Source organism: Nocardiopsis sp. CNS-639 (assembly GCF_000381685.1).
GTDB classification, from domain to species: domain Bacteria; phylum Actinomycetota; class Actinomycetes; order Streptosporangiales; family Streptosporangiaceae; genus Nocardiopsis; species Nocardiopsis dassonvillei.
Map to the genome: position 1 here is coordinate 207,421 of NZ_KB906857.1, position 16,308 is coordinate 223,728.

14 protein-coding genes and 1 other RNA gene are annotated in these 16,308 nt (G+C 71.5%); 4 read left to right on the top strand and 11 right to left on the bottom strand.

The window, feature by feature from the left end:
* Positions 1-10: 10 nt before the first annotated feature.
* Entirely contained in the window at positions 11-1,924 is a 1,914-nt protein-coding gene (locus tag G011_RS0108345) for an SGNH/GDSL hydrolase family protein (RefSeq protein ID WP_026338135.1), read from the bottom strand.
* 178 nt (positions 1,925-2,102) lie between these two features.
* Between G011_RS0108345 and G011_RS0108350 the strand changes: the two genes are divergently transcribed.
* Positions 2,103-2,996: a hypothetical protein gene (locus G011_RS0108350; protein ID WP_019608075.1), complete on the top strand. Its 894-nt coding sequence runs from the start codon at positions 2,103-2,105 to the stop codon at positions 2,994-2,996.
* A 174-nt stretch (positions 2,997-3,170) separates the two neighbouring features.
* Here the strand turns inward: G011_RS0108350 and G011_RS0108355 are convergent, their stop codons facing one another.
* Positions 3,171-3,686 carry an NADPH-dependent FMN reductase gene (locus tag G011_RS0108355; RefSeq protein ID WP_013154718.1) on the bottom strand — a complete coding sequence of 172 codons (516 nt, stop codon included), beginning with the start codon at positions 3,684-3,686 and terminating at the stop codon, positions 3,171-3,173.
* Positions 3,687-4,268: 582 nt separating this feature from the next.
* Here G011_RS0108355 and nagA point away from each other — a divergent pair.
* The 3 genes from nagA to G011_RS0108370 all read left to right on the top strand — a co-directional run bounded on the left by nagA (position 4,269) and on the right by G011_RS0108370 (position 6,954).
* Positions 4,269-5,402 (top strand): N-acetylglucosamine-6-phosphate deacetylase, encoded by a 1,134-nt coding sequence (nagA, locus tag G011_RS0108360; protein ID WP_019608076.1) that lies wholly within the window; start codon positions 4,269-4,271, stop codon positions 5,400-5,402.
* 104 nt (positions 5,403-5,506) lie between these two features.
* Positions 5,507-5,818 (top strand): hypothetical protein, encoded by a 312-nt coding sequence (locus G011_RS0108365; RefSeq protein WP_013154720.1) that lies wholly within the window; start codon positions 5,507-5,509, stop codon positions 5,816-5,818.
* A gap of 167 nt (positions 5,819-5,985) precedes the next feature.
* Positions 5,986-6,954 carry an aldo/keto reductase gene (locus tag G011_RS0108370; protein WP_019608077.1) on the top strand — a complete coding sequence of 323 codons (969 nt, stop codon included), beginning with the start codon at positions 5,986-5,988 and terminating at the stop codon, positions 6,952-6,954.
* Between the two features lie 90 nt (positions 6,955-7,044).
* Here G011_RS0108370 and G011_RS0108375 read toward each other — a convergent pair whose 3' ends face one another.
* The 9 genes from G011_RS0108375 to prfB all read right to left on the bottom strand — a co-directional run bounded on the left by G011_RS0108375 (position 7,045) and on the right by prfB (position 16,296).
* Entirely contained in the window at positions 7,045-7,830 is a 786-nt protein-coding gene (locus G011_RS0108375) for a class I SAM-dependent methyltransferase (RefSeq protein ID WP_013154722.1), read from the bottom strand.
* 120 nt (positions 7,831-7,950) lie between these two features.
* Positions 7,951-8,733: a hypothetical protein gene (locus G011_RS0108380; RefSeq protein WP_019608078.1), complete on the bottom strand. Its 783-nt coding sequence runs from the start codon at positions 8,731-8,733 to the stop codon at positions 7,951-7,953.
* Positions 8,730-9,062, bottom strand: a complete 333-nt coding sequence (locus G011_RS0108385; protein WP_013154724.1) for a PadR family transcriptional regulator — start codon at positions 9,060-9,062, stop codon at positions 8,730-8,732. Before G011_RS0108385 ends, G011_RS0108380 begins: the two co-directional genes overlap by 4 nt.
* Positions 9,063-9,636: 574 nt before the next feature.
* Positions 9,637-10,008, bottom strand: a transfer-messenger RNA (tmRNA) gene (ssrA, locus tag G011_RS30725).
* A gap of 416 nt (positions 10,009-10,424) precedes the next feature.
* Positions 10,425-12,467: a penicillin-binding transpeptidase domain-containing protein gene (locus G011_RS0108390; RefSeq protein ID WP_019608080.1), complete on the bottom strand. Its 2,043-nt coding sequence runs from the start codon at positions 12,465-12,467 to the stop codon at positions 10,425-10,427.
* 23 nt (positions 12,468-12,490) lie between these two features.
* Positions 12,491-12,955, bottom strand: a complete 465-nt coding sequence (gene smpB, locus G011_RS0108395; RefSeq protein WP_013154726.1) for an SsrA-binding protein SmpB — start codon at positions 12,953-12,955, stop codon at positions 12,491-12,493.
* Positions 12,956-13,029: 74 nt separating this feature from the next.
* The gene (gene ftsX, locus G011_RS0108400; RefSeq protein ID WP_026338137.1) at positions 13,030-13,941 is read right to left on the bottom strand and encodes a permease-like cell division protein FtsX; all 912 of its coding nucleotides are present in this window, start codon (positions 13,939-13,941) and stop codon (positions 13,030-13,032) included.
* Positions 13,942-13,998: 57 nt separating this feature from the next.
* Positions 13,999-14,688 (bottom strand): cell division ATP-binding protein FtsE, encoded by a 690-nt coding sequence (gene ftsE / locus G011_RS0108405; protein WP_013154728.1) that lies wholly within the window; start codon positions 14,686-14,688, stop codon positions 13,999-14,001.
* A 489-nt stretch (positions 14,689-15,177) separates the two neighbouring features.
* Positions 15,178-16,296, bottom strand: a complete 1,119-nt coding sequence (prfB, locus tag G011_RS0108410; protein WP_013154729.1) for a peptide chain release factor 2 — start codon at positions 16,294-16,296, stop codon at positions 15,178-15,180.
* Positions 16,297-16,308: the final 12 nt, after the last annotated feature.

The following is a 16,308-nucleotide window of genomic DNA, read 5'->3' on the forward strand; positions in this document are numbered from 1 at the left end:
CGGCCCGCCGTCAGCCCCGCGCGAGCAGAACGCTGTCGGAGTAGCCGCCCTCCACGTAGTCGCGGTAGGAGCGGACCACGAGTTCGTAGGGACCCGACACCGTCACCGACCAGCGCGGCTCCTCCCCCACCGGGCCCAGCGTGCGCCATCCCCGCCCGTCCCCGGGGCCGAGCCCGTCGCGGCGCTCGCAGTCCGGACCGGGCGTGACGGGCTCGGGTTCCGGCACGGACGGCGTGGGGGCCGGAGTGGGTGTGGGGGTGGGCCGCGGACCGGGGTCCGCGTCGGGCACGGGGTCGGACGGCCCGCCGCTGGGGACGGGCGATTCGACGGGTTCCTCCGAGGCGTGGTCGCCCTCCAGGGACGCGTACGGGTCGCCGTCCACGGGCGTCCGCCGGTCGTCGGCCGGGAACACGCCCCGGCCGTGGTCGGCCATCGGCCCGGACCGGCCCCCGAACGCGGGCGCCCGCCGGTCGTCGGCGGCCCCGCAGTCCAGCGCGCGCACCCACACCTCGTAGTGGGAGGCCTCCTCGACCTCCTCCCACTCCACGGCCGCCCCGCCGTCGACGACGCGCAGCCAGGACGGCCCCGGCGGCGGATCGTCGTCCCACACCCACGGGAGGGGCTCGGACTCCATCCCCTCGTCCCGGCCCTTGAACGAGCGCACCACGAACTCGTAGCGGGCTCCGCTGAAGAGCGCCCCCACCAGCACGGAACGGCTGTCCCCGTCGGCGCGCACGTCCACGGGGAGCACGACGGCCTCGTCCGGGTCCGGTCCCACGCGCCGCTGCACCACCCGGTAGCCGGTCGCGCCGGGCACGGTCTCCCAACTGAGCACGAGGCCGTCCTCGGACTCCTCCGCCACGGGCTCGGGCGCGGTCGTGGGCCCCACCGCCGGTTCCGGCAGCGGCCGCCGGTAGGTCGGTCCGACCCCCAGCGGTTCGGCGAGCGCGTCGGCGAAGGCCGCCGCGATCCTCAGTTCGCCGCGCGCGTTGGGGTGCGCCTCGTCCCAGTTGTCGCTGGCCGGGGCGTACCCGTCGGCGACCCGCGCGACCACCACGGGCGATTCGCTGGAGGTGAGCTGCGCGGCGAGGTCGACCAGACCCATGTTGAACCGGTCGATCTCGGCGTTGGCCCGCGGGTCCTCCACCGGCGGGAGCTCCCCGAGGACGAACCGGGTCTGCCCCCGCACGACGCGCACCGTGGACACCGTCTCGCCCACCCCCTCCAGCGCGCTGTCGGCGTCCTCGCCCGCCAGGATGTCCTCGGTACCGGCCAGGAGGAGCAGGTAGTGCGGCCGGTACTCGGCGGCCACCCGCGCGGCCCCGGTGGACAGGTCCTGCGCGGTGGTGCCCCAGCGGGCGGCGTGGTCGGTGTCGAAGTCGGGGTCGGCGTAGTCCTGGTTGCCGAACTCGCGGTCCGCCAACCCGTACACGCCGTCGTAGGGGCCGACGAAGTCCACCTCCACCCCGGCCTCTCGCAGATGGGACCACAGGCGATAGCGCCAGGTGTAGTCGCCGCTGCTGCCCTGGGAGAGCGAGTCGCCGACGACCATGACGCGCAGTTCGCCGTCCGGCGGGCCCGGCACGGTGACGGGCTCCTCGGCGCGCCCACCCTCCGCGGCGCCTCCCCCGGAGCCGCTCTGGATCAGCAGCAGGGTGACCGCCATCGCCGAGAGCATGACGCCGAGCAGCCCCAAGGGCCCGGGTTCGAAACGGGAGTGGCTGTCCCAGCGGGGCCGGAGCAACGGGAGGCGGAGCCATCGGGGCCACCGATCCAGGAGCAACCCCAGACGCGGCGCTCGCGGGCGGTCCCGCCCCGGTTCGGCGGACCGGGACCGGCGCAGTCCGGGCCAGCGGAACCGAAACCTGCCGAAGCGGTCGGCCACGCGCGACCACCACACGGAGCGTTCGTCGGATCCGCGCACCGCTCCCCCTGCGTTCCCAGAACGGGTTCTACCCCCAGCAGGGGGTTCGTCAGACAAGACTAGAACTGGTTATATATAATTCGTCAACTCGCTGCGGCCGAGCGGAACCGCCTACACCGACGTTAGCGGCCGCCCCCGCCCTCTCGACTCCGCGCCCCGACGGAAAGCAGGACCCCCCGTGACCGGACTCCTGGTAGCCCTGCTGTCCGCGGTGGTCTACACCGTCGGCCTGACCGTGGAACAGCGCGCCCTGCACGGCGCGGAGTCGATCTCGATCAACCGCCCCCTCCACCTGGCCCGGGTCCTGCTCACCAACCCCCGCTGGGTGCTCGGCTGCCTCTTCGCCGCCGTGGGCAGCGTCGGCCTGATCGTCTCGCTCGGCCTGGCGCCCGTGTCCGTGGCCCAGCCCGCCTTCGCCGCCGGGGTCGCGTGCGGCATCCTCGTCATCACCCTCGTCCTGGGCGAGCGCGTCACACGGGGCGAGTACGTGGCCCTCGGCATCATGCCGGTCGCGCTCGGCCTGCTCAGCCTCTCCACCGCCGAGGGCGCCGAGACCGGCACCACCGCCGACGCACCGCTGCTCATCACCGTCAGCCTGCTCACCGTGGCGGTGTGCCTGGTCGTCGTAGGCCTGGCCGGCGGCCGCGGCCGCTACGTGTCCGCCGCCGCCCTGGGCGCGGCCGCGGGCTTCGCCCAGGGCAGCGCGGGCCTCCAGGGCAAGGGGTTGGGCGGCCTGCTGGCCGACCACGGCCTGTGGGACGCGATCGTCCCCGCGCTGCTGTCGCCCTACCCCTACCTGTACGCGGTGGGCTGGGCGGTGGGCATCGTCCTCTTCCAGACCTCGCTCCAGCGCTCGCGCGCCTCCATCACCGCCCCGGTGTCCAACGTCGTGGGCAACGTGTTCATGGTCGTCATGGGCACGATCCTGTTCGGCGAGCGGCTGCCCGACGACCCCGTCATGCTGGCCCTGCGCGTGGGCGGATTCGCCCTCACCCTCGTCGTGGTCGTCCTGGTCCGCGGCAACGTGGCGGCCGCCGAGGCGGACACGAGCCGCAAACGCGCCCACGCGTAGACCGCACACGGGCGCGCGGAGGAGGCGCACGTGCGCGGGGACGGCGTGCCGCCCCGGCGCAGACGGGGGAGCGGCGTGCGGACCCCGCGGAGGCCGGGGAGGAGGCGGGACACTCCTGCGCGTCTCCCCCGCCACCACGGACCCGCCGCTACGGGACCGCCGCGGCGACCCCGGTCAGACGGCCACCGACACGGCCTCGCGCAGGCCCGGGGCGGCGACGTCGGCCCACGCCCGCACCACGCTGTCGGGCTGGCCGGTCTCCCCCTCGGCCAGGATCAGGCCGGGCTCGGCCACCCAGGCGCCCAGGTCGGCCAGCAGGATACGCAGGTCCTCCTCGATGCCCCGGCTGTTGCGCAGGTCCTCCACGACCGCCAGCGGAACCGCGACCGTGTGGCCCAGTCCCAGCTCGGGCAGGCGGTCGAGGAAGACCTTCAGCAGCCCGGTGTAGGTGCCGTGCGCCTGCGGGGAGGCCACGAGCAGGACGTCGCTCTCGCGCACCTTCGCCAGCGCGGCCTCGACCGCGGCGGAGGACTCCGAGAGCAGTTCGGCGCCGAGTTCGGCGATGTCGATGACGTCGGGGCGGGAGTCGACACCCGCGCGGGCGGCGACCTCGGAGGCCGCGCGCAGGGCGGCGTCGCGGACGGAGGAACGGATCTGGGGGGCGGCGACGAGCACGGTGAAGCGGGTCATGCGAGAACTCCTGGGTTCGAACAGAGCGAGCCGGGATCGGAGGAGACACCAGCCGGGGAGGACGGCGGGGCGGTTGACACCGGAAGGAGGGGTGACGAACGTCCTTGGACTCTCGCGGTTCCTCGCCTCCGACACGGCGGGAGCGGACCACGCTGTCCGAAAACCGCCCGTGTCGGGCCTGGCAGGTCTGCTTCGGCGACCGCGGGGCGGTCCCCACAGAACCCAGGGGAAGAGATGAGCGTCCGGTGTCTGCGACAGGGCACGTGCGACGGGGCACGAAAGGCGCGGGGCGAAACCCCGCAGGGCGCTAGCTACGACAGAGCGCGCTCGCCTGCTGTCTCAGATCGACATGCAGGCGCTGGACAAGCAGCTCACCGGCGGACATGTCTCCATCATGAAGCGCCCCGGCCGTTATCGTCAATGCGTGCGCGCACCACGGTGGGCGGTCCACCCCTCGGACAGCCGTCCCAGGAAGCGGGATCACCCAGCTCCGCAGGCGATACGGAAGCCCGCGGTGACGGCTCCGAAGGCCTGTGTAATGTGCGACACACACCGACGAGACGAGCACGAGGAACCCCTCACATGGCCCACACCCCCGTCACACTCACCAACGCGCGCGTCGTCACCCCCGACGGGGTCCACGAAGGATGGTTGAGGATCGAGAACGGCCGCGTGGCCGCGCTGGGTTCGGACGGACCCGTTCCCGACGGCCGCGACCTCGGCGGCGCCTGGGTCGTCCCCGGCATGGTGGACACCCACGTCCACGGCGGCGCCGGGCACGCGTTCACCGAGACCGACCCCGAGGGCGTCCGTGAGACGATCGCGTTCAACCGCTCCCGGGGCGTGACCGCGCTGGTGGGCGGCCTCGTGGCGGCCACCCCGGAGGACACCCTGCGCCAGGTGGCGGCGCTGGCCGAACTGTGCGACGCGGGCGAGCTGGCGGGTATCTACCTGGAGGGCCCCTTCATCTCCCGGGCCAGATGCGGGGCGCACGACCCCGACCTGCTCCGCGACCCCGACACCGCCGAGTTCGACCGCTGGCTCAAGGCCGGGCGGGGGCACGTGCGCATGGTCACGGTGGCCCCGGAGCTGCCCGGAGCACTGGACCTGATCGGCGCGGCGGCCTCCTCCGGCGTCGTGGCGGCGGTGGGGCACACCGAGGCCACCTACGAGCAGACGCTGGCGGCCTTCGACGCGGGTGCGTCGGTGGCCACCCACCTGTACAACGCGATGCGTCCGCTGGGCCACCGCGACCCGGGGCCGATCGCCGCCGCACTGGGCGACGAGCGCGTGACGGTCGAGCTGATCCTGGACAACGTGCACGTCCACCCGGGCGCGGCCGGGCTGGTCTTCGACGCCGCGGGCGCGGACAGGGTGTCCCTGGTGACGGACGCGATGTCGGCGACGGGCCTGGGCGACGGCGAGTACACGCTGGGCGACCTGCGGGTGCGGGTGAGCGGCGGCGAGGCGCGCCTGGCGGAGAGCGGCACGATCGCCTCCAGCACGATCGTCCTGCCCCAGGCGGTGCGCAACGCCGTGCGGGGCCTGGGCGTCGACGTGCCCGAGGCCGTGCGGTCGGCGTCGTCGGTTCCGGCCGCGGCGCTGGGGCTGGACGGGGTGGGCCGGATCGAGGTCGGAGGGCGCGCCGACCTCGTCGTGCTCGACGACGACCTCGAAGTCCGCGAGGTGGTGTACGAGGGCGCCTGGGTGGAGTAACGGCGTGTCGTAACCGCGTTACGGACTAGTAATATAACCCTGGGTGACAATGGCGGCAGGGCATCGAGGAGAGCCACCACGCTCGACACGAAAGGATCTGCGCCATGGCCAAGTCGAGACAGACGAGGGACGAGCAGCCGACCCGTGTGCCCTCCGAGGAGCACGAGCACCTCGGCAAACTCGCCGCGGAACTGTCCCGTTACGACGTACGGGCGGACGTGGTCGACGAACAGTCGTCGCCCTGCCTGCGTGTGCGCAACCCGTCATCCGCGTGTGCGGTTGAGGACGTGATCTGTGAGCGCCGAGAGCACGACTACGCGTTCATCGCCTCGTTCGGGGTCTACCTCGGCAGCAGTGGGAGCCTCGGCGTCACGGCCCACAAGGTCGCCTGGCTCGTGGGAGCCACCGAGGCGTGACGGCCGCGCGGGACGGGTGCGGTGCGACCGGCACCGCACCCGTCCGCGTACCGGCCTGGCTCTTCCATGGAGCTTTACGACGTAGATTCCTGGAGGCCGGGCCGGGAGCCCGCACCCCGGCACCCTAGAGTCGTGCCGTCCCCACCCCCTCGACGGAAGGCGAGCCCGTGGACTACGTCAAGCTGGGCCGGACCGGACTCGACGTCTCCCGCGTCACCCTCGGCTGCATGAGTTACGGAGACCCCGCCAGGGGCACCCACGACTGGACCCTGGACGAGGAGGCCAGCAGACCCTTCATCCGCCAGGCGGTCGAGGCGGGCGTCAACTTCTTCGACACCGCCAACACCTACTCGGACGGCAGCAGCGAGGAGATCGTCGGCCGCGCCCTGGCCGAGTACGCCGACCGCGACGAGATCGTGCTGGCCACCAAGGTGTTCGGCCGCACCCGCCCGGGCCCCAACGGCGGCGGGCTCTCGCGCAAGGCGATCCTCACCGAGATCGACCACAGCCTGCGGCGCCTGGGCACCGACTACGTGGACCTGTACCAGATCCACCGCTGGGACCCCGCCACGCCGATCGAGGAGACCGTCGAGGCCCTGCACGACGTGGTCAGGGCTGGCAAGGCGCGCTACGTGGGCGCCTCCTCGATGCACGCCTGGCAGTTCGCCAAGGCGCTGAGGGTCGCCGACGTCAACGGCTGGACCAGGTTCGCCACCATGCAGAACCACTACAACCTGCTCTACCGCGAGGAGGAGCGGGAGATGCTGCCCCTGTGCGCGGACGAGGGCATCGGGGTCATCCCGTGGAGCCCTCTGGCGCGCGGCCGGCTCACCCGCGCGTGGGAGGAGGAGACGGCGCGCAGCCGCGGTGACGCGTTCGGCTCACGGCTGTACGCGGAGGCCGACCGGTCGATCGCGGACGCCGTCGGCGCGGTCGCCCGGAGGCGCGGGGTTCCCCGTGCGCAGATCGCCCTGGCCTGGGTGTCGCGGAATCCCGCGGTGACCTCGCCGATCATCGGCGCCACCAGGCCGCACCACCTGGACGACGCGATCGCGTCGCTGTCGCTGGAGCTGACCGACGACGAGGTGGCGGAACTGGAGCGCCACTACACGCCGCGCCCGGTCTCCGGTTTCTGACACCGCCCGGCGCGGGGCCGCCCGCGGCCCCGCGCCCACGGCACGCGCCGAGGACGCCCGAGCCGTCCCGGAACCCGCGGAGGCATCCGGTCAGCCGCGCGCGGTGACGCGGATCTTGGACTGGCCGTGCGGGCGCTTCTCCCAGTCCTCCATGAACCGGGCCGACAGCCCGTGCTTCTCCGCGAGGGTGATCAGCGTTTCGGTCCGGTAGTAGAAGTCCTCCCGCAGCACCTGGTGCTCGACTCCCTCGGTTCGGTCGTAGGTGAAGTCGAAGAACCCGCCCGGCGCCAGGACCCGCTCGACGTTGGCCAGGCACTCGTCGATCACCTCGATGGGCGAGTGCGAGAACACGCTGTGCGCGTGGACGACGTCGAAGTAGCCCTCCGGCAGGAAGGAGAAGGTCAGGTCCCGCGTGATGGTCAGGTGCGGCAGCTTCTCCTGCAACCCGCGCTCGGCCAGCACGCCCTTGGCGGCGATGAGGATGTCCGGGGAGATGTCGATCCCGTAGTAGCCGCCCGGGTCGAGGTAGTCGATCAGCCGCCACCCGGCGCGCAGGTTCCCGCAGCCGATGTCGAGCATCCTGTGCTCCGGTCTGAGACCGTGTTCGACCAGGTAGTCGAACTGCATCTGCCCCAGCGCCAGCCAGCGCTCCTGGCTCTGGCTGCCCACCGCCGACCTGGGGTCGCGGGCGGCGTCGGAGGCCATCACCGCCCGGTAGTAGTCCACGTGGTCGCGGTGGGTCAGGCGCAGCCGCAGGTCACGGGCGGAGCGGCGCACGTACGGCACCACCTTGCCGGGGTTGCGCAGCGCGTAGCGCACCTTGTGCACCAGGGAGGATCGGTTGGCGTTGAGGGAGGCGGCTGTCTTCTTCGGCATCGGAAGGCTTTCGGTCGAAGGCTCTCGCTCACCCGCGGATACGGGGTCGGGGGGTCAAAGAGGATAACGCTTTCGTCGCGGCCCCGGTTCACCGCCTCGAATCCGACCGTACCCGGAAAGTCACCGGGAGTGCGGTACCTCCGCCCTCCCGGAGCGCCTTCCGCCGGGGTCGCGTCGGGCCGCCGCGAGCCGCACGGCACCCCGGAGGAGCCCGATGGCCAGGAGCGCGCCGAGGACCGCGCCGACCGCGAACCCGGCCCAGTCGGCGGCGCCCTCCGCCCCGTCCGCCAGCCGCAGGACCGACCAGGTCCCCGCGACCACCGCGATCAGCAGGCAGGCGCCGATGGTCAGTGCGCCCCTCCAGCCCAGGAAGTAGCGACGGCGGCCGGGCGCGGGCGGGGAGGCCAGTTCGGCCGCGGGTCCGGAGGTGGCCGACCCGGGGCGTTTGAAGTAGGCCAGGACCGACCAGTGGCCGCACGGCTCCCAGCCCTCGGGGGCCAGGCGCTGGACGAGGCGCTCGCGGTCGCCCGGGCCGGGGCTGAGCTCCTGGCGGTACTCCCAGGTCTGCGGCCGCTCGGGGGCGCGACGGCTGACGAAGCGGCCGAGCCGGTCCACCCGCTCCACCTCCCAGCCCTGGGCGCCCATCGCGGCCAGCCGGGCGGGGCCCTCGAAGGCGTCGGCCGACCAGACCAGCACGTCCGGCTCCGCGGCGGCCTCGTCCCGCGCGCCGGTCGGGGGCGCCAAGGCGTCGGCGAACTCCTCGGCCGGGCCGAACTCCTCCTCCGGGTCGGCTCCGCTCTCGGCCGTGTGCGCGGCCAGGTCCTCCAGCAGGACGCGTGACCTGTCCGCGTCCACACCGCGTTCGCCCAGCAGCTCCGCGAGCCGGGTGAGGTAGTCGCTCATCGGATTCCCCCCTCTTCGAGTACCGAGCGCACCGAGGCGTCGAACTCCATCCAGGCCGCGCCCTGTTCGCTCAGGACGGCGCGGCCCTCGTCGGTCAGTACGTAGTAGCGGCGGCCCGGGCCCTTCTCGGCCGTCCGGTACTCGGCGTCCACGAGCCCGGCCTCCTCCAGCCGGTTGAGCACGGGGTAGAGCGTGCCGCCCCGGATCCTGCCGAAACCGGACTCGTCCAGCCGCCTGGCGATCGCGTACCCGTAGCTCTCACCCCCGGTCAGGCTGGCCAGGACCAGGAGGTCCAGCACTCCCTTGAGCCAGCTCGCGCGGCGGTCCATGCGCGACTCCCCCTTCATTCGTGTTCGCTACCTAGACCCTAGAGCTACCTAGGTAGGATCGCAACCTATCTAGCCGTACCGACCCCAGACACGAAGAACGCCCCTGACCCGCCACGAACAGGCAGGCCAGAGGCCGAACACGAAAGCGGACCGCGACGAGGAGCCTTCCCGACACAGCCTGCGTCGAAGGCGAAAAACCGCCCCGGCCACAGCCGTGCCGCCGGGAGCCACTCCACCGACCAGCACAACCCGAGCCACAGGGGTGCACCTCGGGGAATTCTCGCAAAACCCCGGGCCACAAGGCGAAGCCTCGCGGGACCAGGAACAGCTCCACCGACCAGAGCCGCAGGGGGTACCTCAGAAAATTCGGGGACCCCCGAGAAACATCGCGGACAGCCCCGCCCCACAAAGACGAAGCCCCATGTCGTCAGGAACGACCCCACCGGCCCCGCCGACCAGCGCGGCCCCGACCACAGGGGGGTACCTCGGGGGGTTCGGGGGGTCTCCCCCCGGAAAACACGAAGGACGACCCGGCGAGGCGGCCGAAGGCCGCCGAGCAGGGTCGTCCTGAGTCATGTGGAGGTGGCGGGAATCGAACCCGCGTCCTTCAGCACCGAGCCAGGGCTTCTCCGGGTGCAGTCCGCGCTGTCGTTCTACTCGGCCTCAGCGCTTGCACGGACACATCGCTGACAGGCCCAGCCACGAAGATGTCCCGCTCAGGCCCCGTGGCCTGATCTGAGCGGTAAGTCATCTAGCTGATGCCGGGATCTGGGCCGATGACGAGCCCAGGCCGACAGAGACGCTATCGCTTAGGCAGCGAGAGCGAACTCAGTGCGCTTAGAATTGGCACTTGTGTTTACGCGAATGCAGGATTAACGAGGTCACAAACGCAACCCTCGACCCGCTTCCCCTGGAACGACTACCGAAGTCGAAACCGATCACCCCCTGTGGAATTGTCACGGCCTCCCCGCCAGGCGGGGCGGCCGACATGCGAGCGGCGAACGCTCGCGCGTCCGTCACTCTACCTGTTGAACAGTACAGGGGCCAAGCTGATTCCCGGTAGCGGAGGGGAATCCGCGGCCGCCGGGCCCGGACGGGGAGAAACCCCCGCGGGCGCGGACGCAAGAGGTGGTCGACGCGGCCCGCGGGGGCGGTCGGCAGGGTCGGGCCGACCTTGGGAAACGACAGGATCTCCCCCGAGATGAGGTCCTGCCCCTCGCTGGTCCGCTACCCCCTGTCGCGGCCCAGTCATAGGGGAAGACGCGGGCGGACCCCCGGGAGGTTGCCCGAGGGTCCGCTCTTTGCCGGGTTCTGCCCTGTCCAGAAGGAACGGTGACCGGAGCCGCCGCCGACCGGTCGGCCCTACCAGCCGGTCTCCTCCGTGCCCGTCAGGTCGGCCTGGTTGGTCGGCCCCGTCGGTCCGCTCTGCGTCGGATCCGTCTGCTCCGAGGGCAGGCCCACGCCCTCGGTGGTCGTGGGACCGCCGGGCACCTGCTCGCCGGTGGTCGGCCCGGCGGGGGCCTCCTCGGGCACCCCGTTGGCCATTCCGTTGAGGAAGGAGCCCGCGGCGTTCACCGCGTGCTGCGACACCAGGGTCGTCGCCGGGTCGGCCTCGGCCAGGACGGCGAAGGCCACGTCGTCCTTGTAGCCGACGAACCAGTGCAGCGAGGTGTCGCCCTGCTCCACGCGGGCCGCCTGCCCGTAGACCTCTCCCCCGGTGGCGAGCAGCTCGGGCATGCGGTTGGTCACCGCGTCGCGCAGCCCGGTGCGGACCACCTCCAGGTGGGCGTCGTCCAGGGTGGCGGCCCCGATCGGGTCCGGGCCCTCCTCCGGCACCAGGGCCGGCGCGTTCCACGTGCCGTCCGCGACCGCGGCGGCGACCAGGGCCATGGACAGCGGGCTGACCCGCACGCCGTGCTCGCCGATCATGGCCGCGGCCATGTTCTCCTCGCCGTCCTCCACGGCCACCGAACCCGAGGAGGCCGGGACGGGCAGCTGCCAATCGGCGCCGATGCCCACCCGTCCGGCGGTCTCGGCGATCGCCTCCGGCCCCACCTCGGCGCCCAGGCCCGCGAAGCCGACGTTGCAGCTGAAGGTGATGTTGCGGGCCAGGGTGGCCTGGTCGAGCAGGGCGCCGCCGCCCGGGTTGACGAAGGTGCGTCCGCCGATCTCCGCGGAGTAGCCGCAGGGCACCTCGCTCTCGGGGGTGGCCGCGCCCGACTCCAGGGCGGCCAGGGCGGTGACCATGCCGAAGGTGCTGCCCGGCAGGTAGGAGCCGGTGAAGGCGTTGTCGTCCGCGGTGCTGCCCGAGGCGCTGGCAGCGGCCAGGACCTCGCCGCTTCCGGTGTCGACCGCCACCAGGTAGCCGTTGCCCGGCACCGTCGCCAGCGCGTTCTCGGCGGCCCGCTGCACGTCCAGGTCCAGGGTGGTGTCGATGGCCCCGCTGAGCGAGCCCTCCCACGCCTGCAGGACGTCGGTGACCTGTCCGTCCTGGTCCAGGGAGACCACCTGGGTGGTGCCCGAACCGGCCAGCTCGTGCTGGAAGATGTTCTGGAGCCCGTTCAGGCCGACGGTGTCGCCCGCCTGGTAGGAGCCGGGCACGCGGGAGGAGACCCGGTGCTCGGCGGTCCCGGCGACCTCGCCCAGCAGGAACGGCGACACCGAGGGCGTCAGGTTGACCTGGACCTCCTGGGTGTCCACCCCGGAGATCCGCGAGGCCTCGCTCAGCAGCGTCTCGTCCACGCTGGAGCCGCGCATGAGCACCAGCGGCTGGAACTGCTCGGGCGGTGCGGAGCGCACCCGGTTCAGGAGCGGGTCGGGGTCCTCGTCGAGGAGTTCGGCGAGCTGGGTGACCCCGGCCTCCTTGTCCTCCATGTCCGCGGGGTAGACGCCGAAGGCCGTCACGCTGTCCGCGGTGACCAGCGGCTCGCCCTCGCGGTCGAAGATCTGGCCGCGCTCCTGGCTCTCGTAGCTGACCGCGAGGCGCTCCTCCTCGCTCAGGTCGGGGTGCAGCACGCTCGTGGACCAGGAGATGCGCCAGCCGTCGGGGCCCCACTCCAGGGGCATGCGCCCGGTGTAGTTCCAGGTCGGGTCGCCGATGCCGAGGTCGGCGTTGACGCCGAACTCGGCCTGCGCCGAATCGCCCTCGCGGGAGATGGGTCCGAGCTGGAACCGCAGGGAGGCCAGGTCGAGCTGCTCGCGCATGTCCGTGAGGGCCGCGGACACCTGTGCGGGGTCTCCGTCGGTGTAGGCGGCGGCGGTCTCGTGGTCACCGTCCTGCCAGGCGAGCAGGAAGGACCTGACCGCGACCTCGGGACTGGGGTGCGGTGTGCACGCGGCCAGGGCTGCGGCGAGGAGCAGGCCGCTGCCGGCGGCCGTGAACCGGCCGAGGGGACGGGGGGACACCGTGTGTGTTCCTTTCGGGTGCCTCATCGACGGCGGCGCAGGGCGCGTTCCATGTCGCGCTTCGCCTCGCGCTCGGCGATGTCGTGGCGCTTGTCGTACTCACGCTTACCGCGGGCCAGAGCGATCTCCACCTTGGCGCGCCCGTCACTGAAGTACAGGGACAGCGGGACGAGCGTGAAGCCGGGTTCCCGGGTCTTGCCGATCAGCCGGGAGATCTGCTCGCGGTGCAGGAGTAGCTTACGCGATCGTCGGGCGGCGTGGTTGGTCCAGGTTCCCTGGGAGTACTCGGGGATGTGGACGTTCTCCAGCCACACCTCGCCGTCGTTGATGTGCGCGAAGCCGTCCACGAGGGAGGCACGGCCCTGCCGCAGCGACTTGACCTCGGTACCGGTGAGGACGAGGCCCGCCTCGTAGGTCTCGTCGATGTGGTAGTCGTGCCGGGCCCGGCGGTTCTGCGCGATGAGCTTGCGCCCGGTCTCCCGTGCCACAGGTGTGTCCCTTCATACGTCCGGGGGGCACGAGGCCCCCCGGTGTCGAATCCTCCCCGCCCCAGGCGGCCGCGTCAGATCTTGAGGTAGCGGCGCAGGGTGAGGAACGAGGTGATGGTGCACAGCAGGATGCCGAGGATCATCGAGACGCCGATGACGTACATCAGCGAACCCGCGCCCAGGGCCACGTCGAACTGGAACCAGTCCTCGATCTGCGTGAGCAGGGTGTAGCGGGTCGCCACGATGAAGCCGGAGGCGATCAGACCGCCGATGAGGCCGGCGACCGCGCCCTCCAGCAGGAACGGCAGCTGGATGTAGAAGTTCGACGCGCCGACCAGACGCATGATGCCGGTCTCCCGGCGGCGGCTGTAGGCCGACAGCCGGATGGTGTTGCCGATCAGCAGCGCGGCGGCGGCCAGCTGGACACCCGCGAGCACGAGGGCGGCCGCGCGCAGACCGTCCAGCAGCCCGAAGAACTGCTCCAGCACGAGCTGGTCGTCGGAGATGCTGTCGACGCCCGGGGCGCCCTCCACCGCGGAGCGCACGGTCTGGTACTGGGAGGGGTCGGTGAGCTGCACCCGGTAGTTGTCCGGGATGTCACCCTCCTGCGCGGCGTTGGCCAGCGCCTCGTTGGAGGAGCCGAGCCGCTCCTGGAAGTCCTGCCAGGCCTCGGCCGCGGTGAGGTAGGTGTAGTCCTGCACCTGGGCCAGGCCTTCGAGGGTCTGCTCCAGGGCCTGGCGGTCCTCGTCGGTGGCCGGGCCGTTCTCCTGGCAGGCCGTGGTGGGCGAGATCTCGGTGCACATGTAGATGGTGAGCGTGATCCGCTCGTCCCAGTAACTGCGCATCTCGGAGACCTGCTGGTTGACCAGTAGACCGGCGCCGAAAAGAGTCAGTGAGATGGCCACCGTCGTGATGACCGCGATGGTCATCGTCAGGTTTCGGCGAAGGCCGATCCACGTCTCGGAGAGAACGAATTGTGCTCGCATGATCTGTTAAAGGTCCATCCTTCGGGGCTTCGCCGCGCCGGTCCTCGCAGCGGGAGGTCAGTACGCCTGGCCGTAGACGCCGCGCGTCTGGTCGCGCACTACCAAGCCCTCTTCAAGCTCGATCACGCGCTTGCGCATCGAGTCGACGATGGCGGCGTCGTGGGTCGCCATGACGACGGTGGTGCCCGTGCGGTTGATTCGGTCCAGCACCTTCATGATGCCGATGGAGGTCGCGGGGTCGATGTTGCCCGTGGGCTCGTCGGCCAGCAGGATCTGGGGGCGGTTGACGAACGCGCGGGCGATGGCCACGCGCTGCTGCTCACCGCCGGAGAGTTCGTTGGGCATCCGTCCGGCCTTGCCCTCCAGGCCGACGAGTTCGACGACCTCGGGGACGACCTTGCGGATGAAGCGGCGGGGCTTGCCGATGACCTCCAGCGCGAAGGCGACGTTCTCGAAGACGTTCTTGTTCGGCAGCAGGCGGAAATCCTGGAAGACGCAGCCGATACGGCGGCGCAGGTGGGGGACCTTCCAGTTGGACAGGCGCGCCAGGTCCTTGCCGGCGACGTGCACACGTCCCTTGTCGGGCTTCTCCTCCTTGAGGACCAAGCGGAGGAAGGTCGACTTGCCGGAGCCGGACGGACCGACCAGGAAGACGAACTCGCCCTTGTCTACGTCAATGGAAACGCCGTCGAGCGCGGGGCGCTTCTGGGTCGGGTAGACCTTGGTGACGTTATCGAAGTGGATCACAGGCGCATCACAAGGTTCTCGAAGGTATGGGCACCCGCAGTGGAGGGCACTCCGCGCGGGATCGTACCGGCCACATGGCCAACCGACAGTGTAGAGGGGGGAGCGGCCCGGATTGTCCCGGTCGCCTCACACCCGAAGATCAGTGCACCATCGGACAACAGCCTCGAGCATATCGGAGGCGTCAACCGATGATAACGTTCACATATAGCAGTTTCGGTAAAACTGCGGAGACGTGATCATCACCATTGGGACACAATGGCCACATGTGTCCCACCTGCTCACCCGGGGTACCGCCGTCACGACCGGGCGTGTCCGCAGCCCCCGCCTGGACCGGCCCGGCCGTGGAGGGCCCCGGCGCCCGCGGGCGCCGGGGCCCGTGTCCGGCTCGCCGCCGCGTCCCCGGGAGGGGCGGCGGCGCGGTGACCGCACCGCGGCGCGCACGGGCGGAGGGAGTCCTCCCCCGGGGCGGGGCCGCCGGGGAGGGTGCCGCTAGGCGTCCTCGGAGCGCTCCCGGCTGCGCATCCAGCGGATCTCGGCGTCGATGAACTCGTCGATGTCACCGTCCAGCACACCCGAGGTGTTGCCGGTCTCGGCGCCGGTGCGCACGTCCTTGACGCTCTGGTAGGGGTGCAGGACGTAGTTGCGCATCTGGGTGCCCCAGCTGCTCACCGAGTCGCCGCGGATCTCGTCCAGCGCCGCCTGCTCCTCCTCGCGCTTGCGCGCCAGCAGCTTGGCCTGGAGCATCGACATGGCCGTGGCCTTGTTCTGCAGCTGCGACCGCTCGTTCTGGCAGGACACCACGATGCCGGTCGGCAGGTGGGTGATGCGCACCGCCGAGTCGGTGGTGTTGACGCCCTGGCCGCCGGGGCCGCTGGAGCGGTACACGTCCACCCGCAGGTCGCCGTCATCGATCTCGATGTGGTCGCTCTGCTCCACCACCGGGACGACGTCCACGCCCGCGAACGAGGTCTGACGCCGGTTCTGGTTGTCGAACGGCGAGATGCGCACCAGGCGGTGCGTGCCGTGCTCGCCGCGCAGGGTGCCGTAGGCGAACGGGGTCTTGACGGCGAAGGAGGTGGACTTGATGCCCGCCTCCTCGGCGTAGGAGGTCTCGTAGACGTCCGTGGGGTAGCCGTGCCGCTCGGCCCAGCGCAGGTACATGCGCTGGAGCATCTGCGCCCAGTCCGCGGCGTCCACGCCGCCCGCCTGGGAGTTGATCGTGACGATGGCCTCGCGCTCGTCGTGCGGCCCGTTGAGGAGGGTGCGCACCTCCAGCTCGCCGATCTCCTTGCGCAGCTGGTCGAGCTCGCGGTCGGCCTCGACCCTGGTGTCGGCGTCGTCCTCGGCCTCGGCCAGCTCGTAGAGCACGCCGAGGTCGTCGAGCCGCTGGCCGATGCCGTTGATCTTGTTGACCATGGACTCCAGGCTGGAGAGCTGGCGCGTCACCTTCTGCGCGTTGTCCTGGTCGGCCCACAGCTCGGGGTCCGCGGACTGCTCGCGCAGTTCGGCGATCTGCGTGTGCATGGCCTCCAGGTCCAACACGGCGCTGACGCTCGCCAGGGTCGCCGCGAGGTCCTTGATCTTCTCTGCTGGGTCCAGTTCTGCCACGGACCCCAGTGT

What these genes read in the sequence shown, in the direction of transcription:
- G011_RS0108380 (WP_019608078.1), bottom strand. Translation starts at nt 8,733, where the DNA reads ATGAGCGACTACCTCACCCGGCTCGCGGAGCTGCTGGGCGAACGCGGT.
- nagA (WP_019608076.1), top strand. Translation starts at nt 4,269, where the DNA reads ATGGCCCACACCCCCGTCACACTCACCAACGCGCGCGTCGTCACCCCC.
- G011_RS0108385 (WP_013154724.1), bottom strand. Translation starts at nt 9,062, where the DNA reads ATGGACCGCCGCGCGAGCTGGCTCAAGGGAGTGCTGGACCTCCTGGTC.
- G011_RS0108355 (WP_013154718.1), bottom strand. Translation starts at nt 3,686, where the DNA reads ATGACCCGCTTCACCGTGCTCGTCGCCGCCCCCCAGATCCGTTCCTCC.
- G011_RS0108365 (WP_013154720.1), top strand. Translation starts at nt 5,507, where the DNA reads ATGGCCAAGTCGAGACAGACGAGGGACGAGCAGCCGACCCGTGTGCCC.
- ftsX (WP_026338137.1), bottom strand. Translation starts at nt 13,941, where the DNA reads ATGCGAGCACAATTCGTTCTCTCCGAGACGTGGATCGGCCTTCGCCGA.
- G011_RS0108375 (WP_013154722.1), bottom strand. Translation starts at nt 7,830, where the DNA reads ATGCCGAAGAAGACAGCCGCCTCCCTCAACGCCAACCGATCCTCCCTG.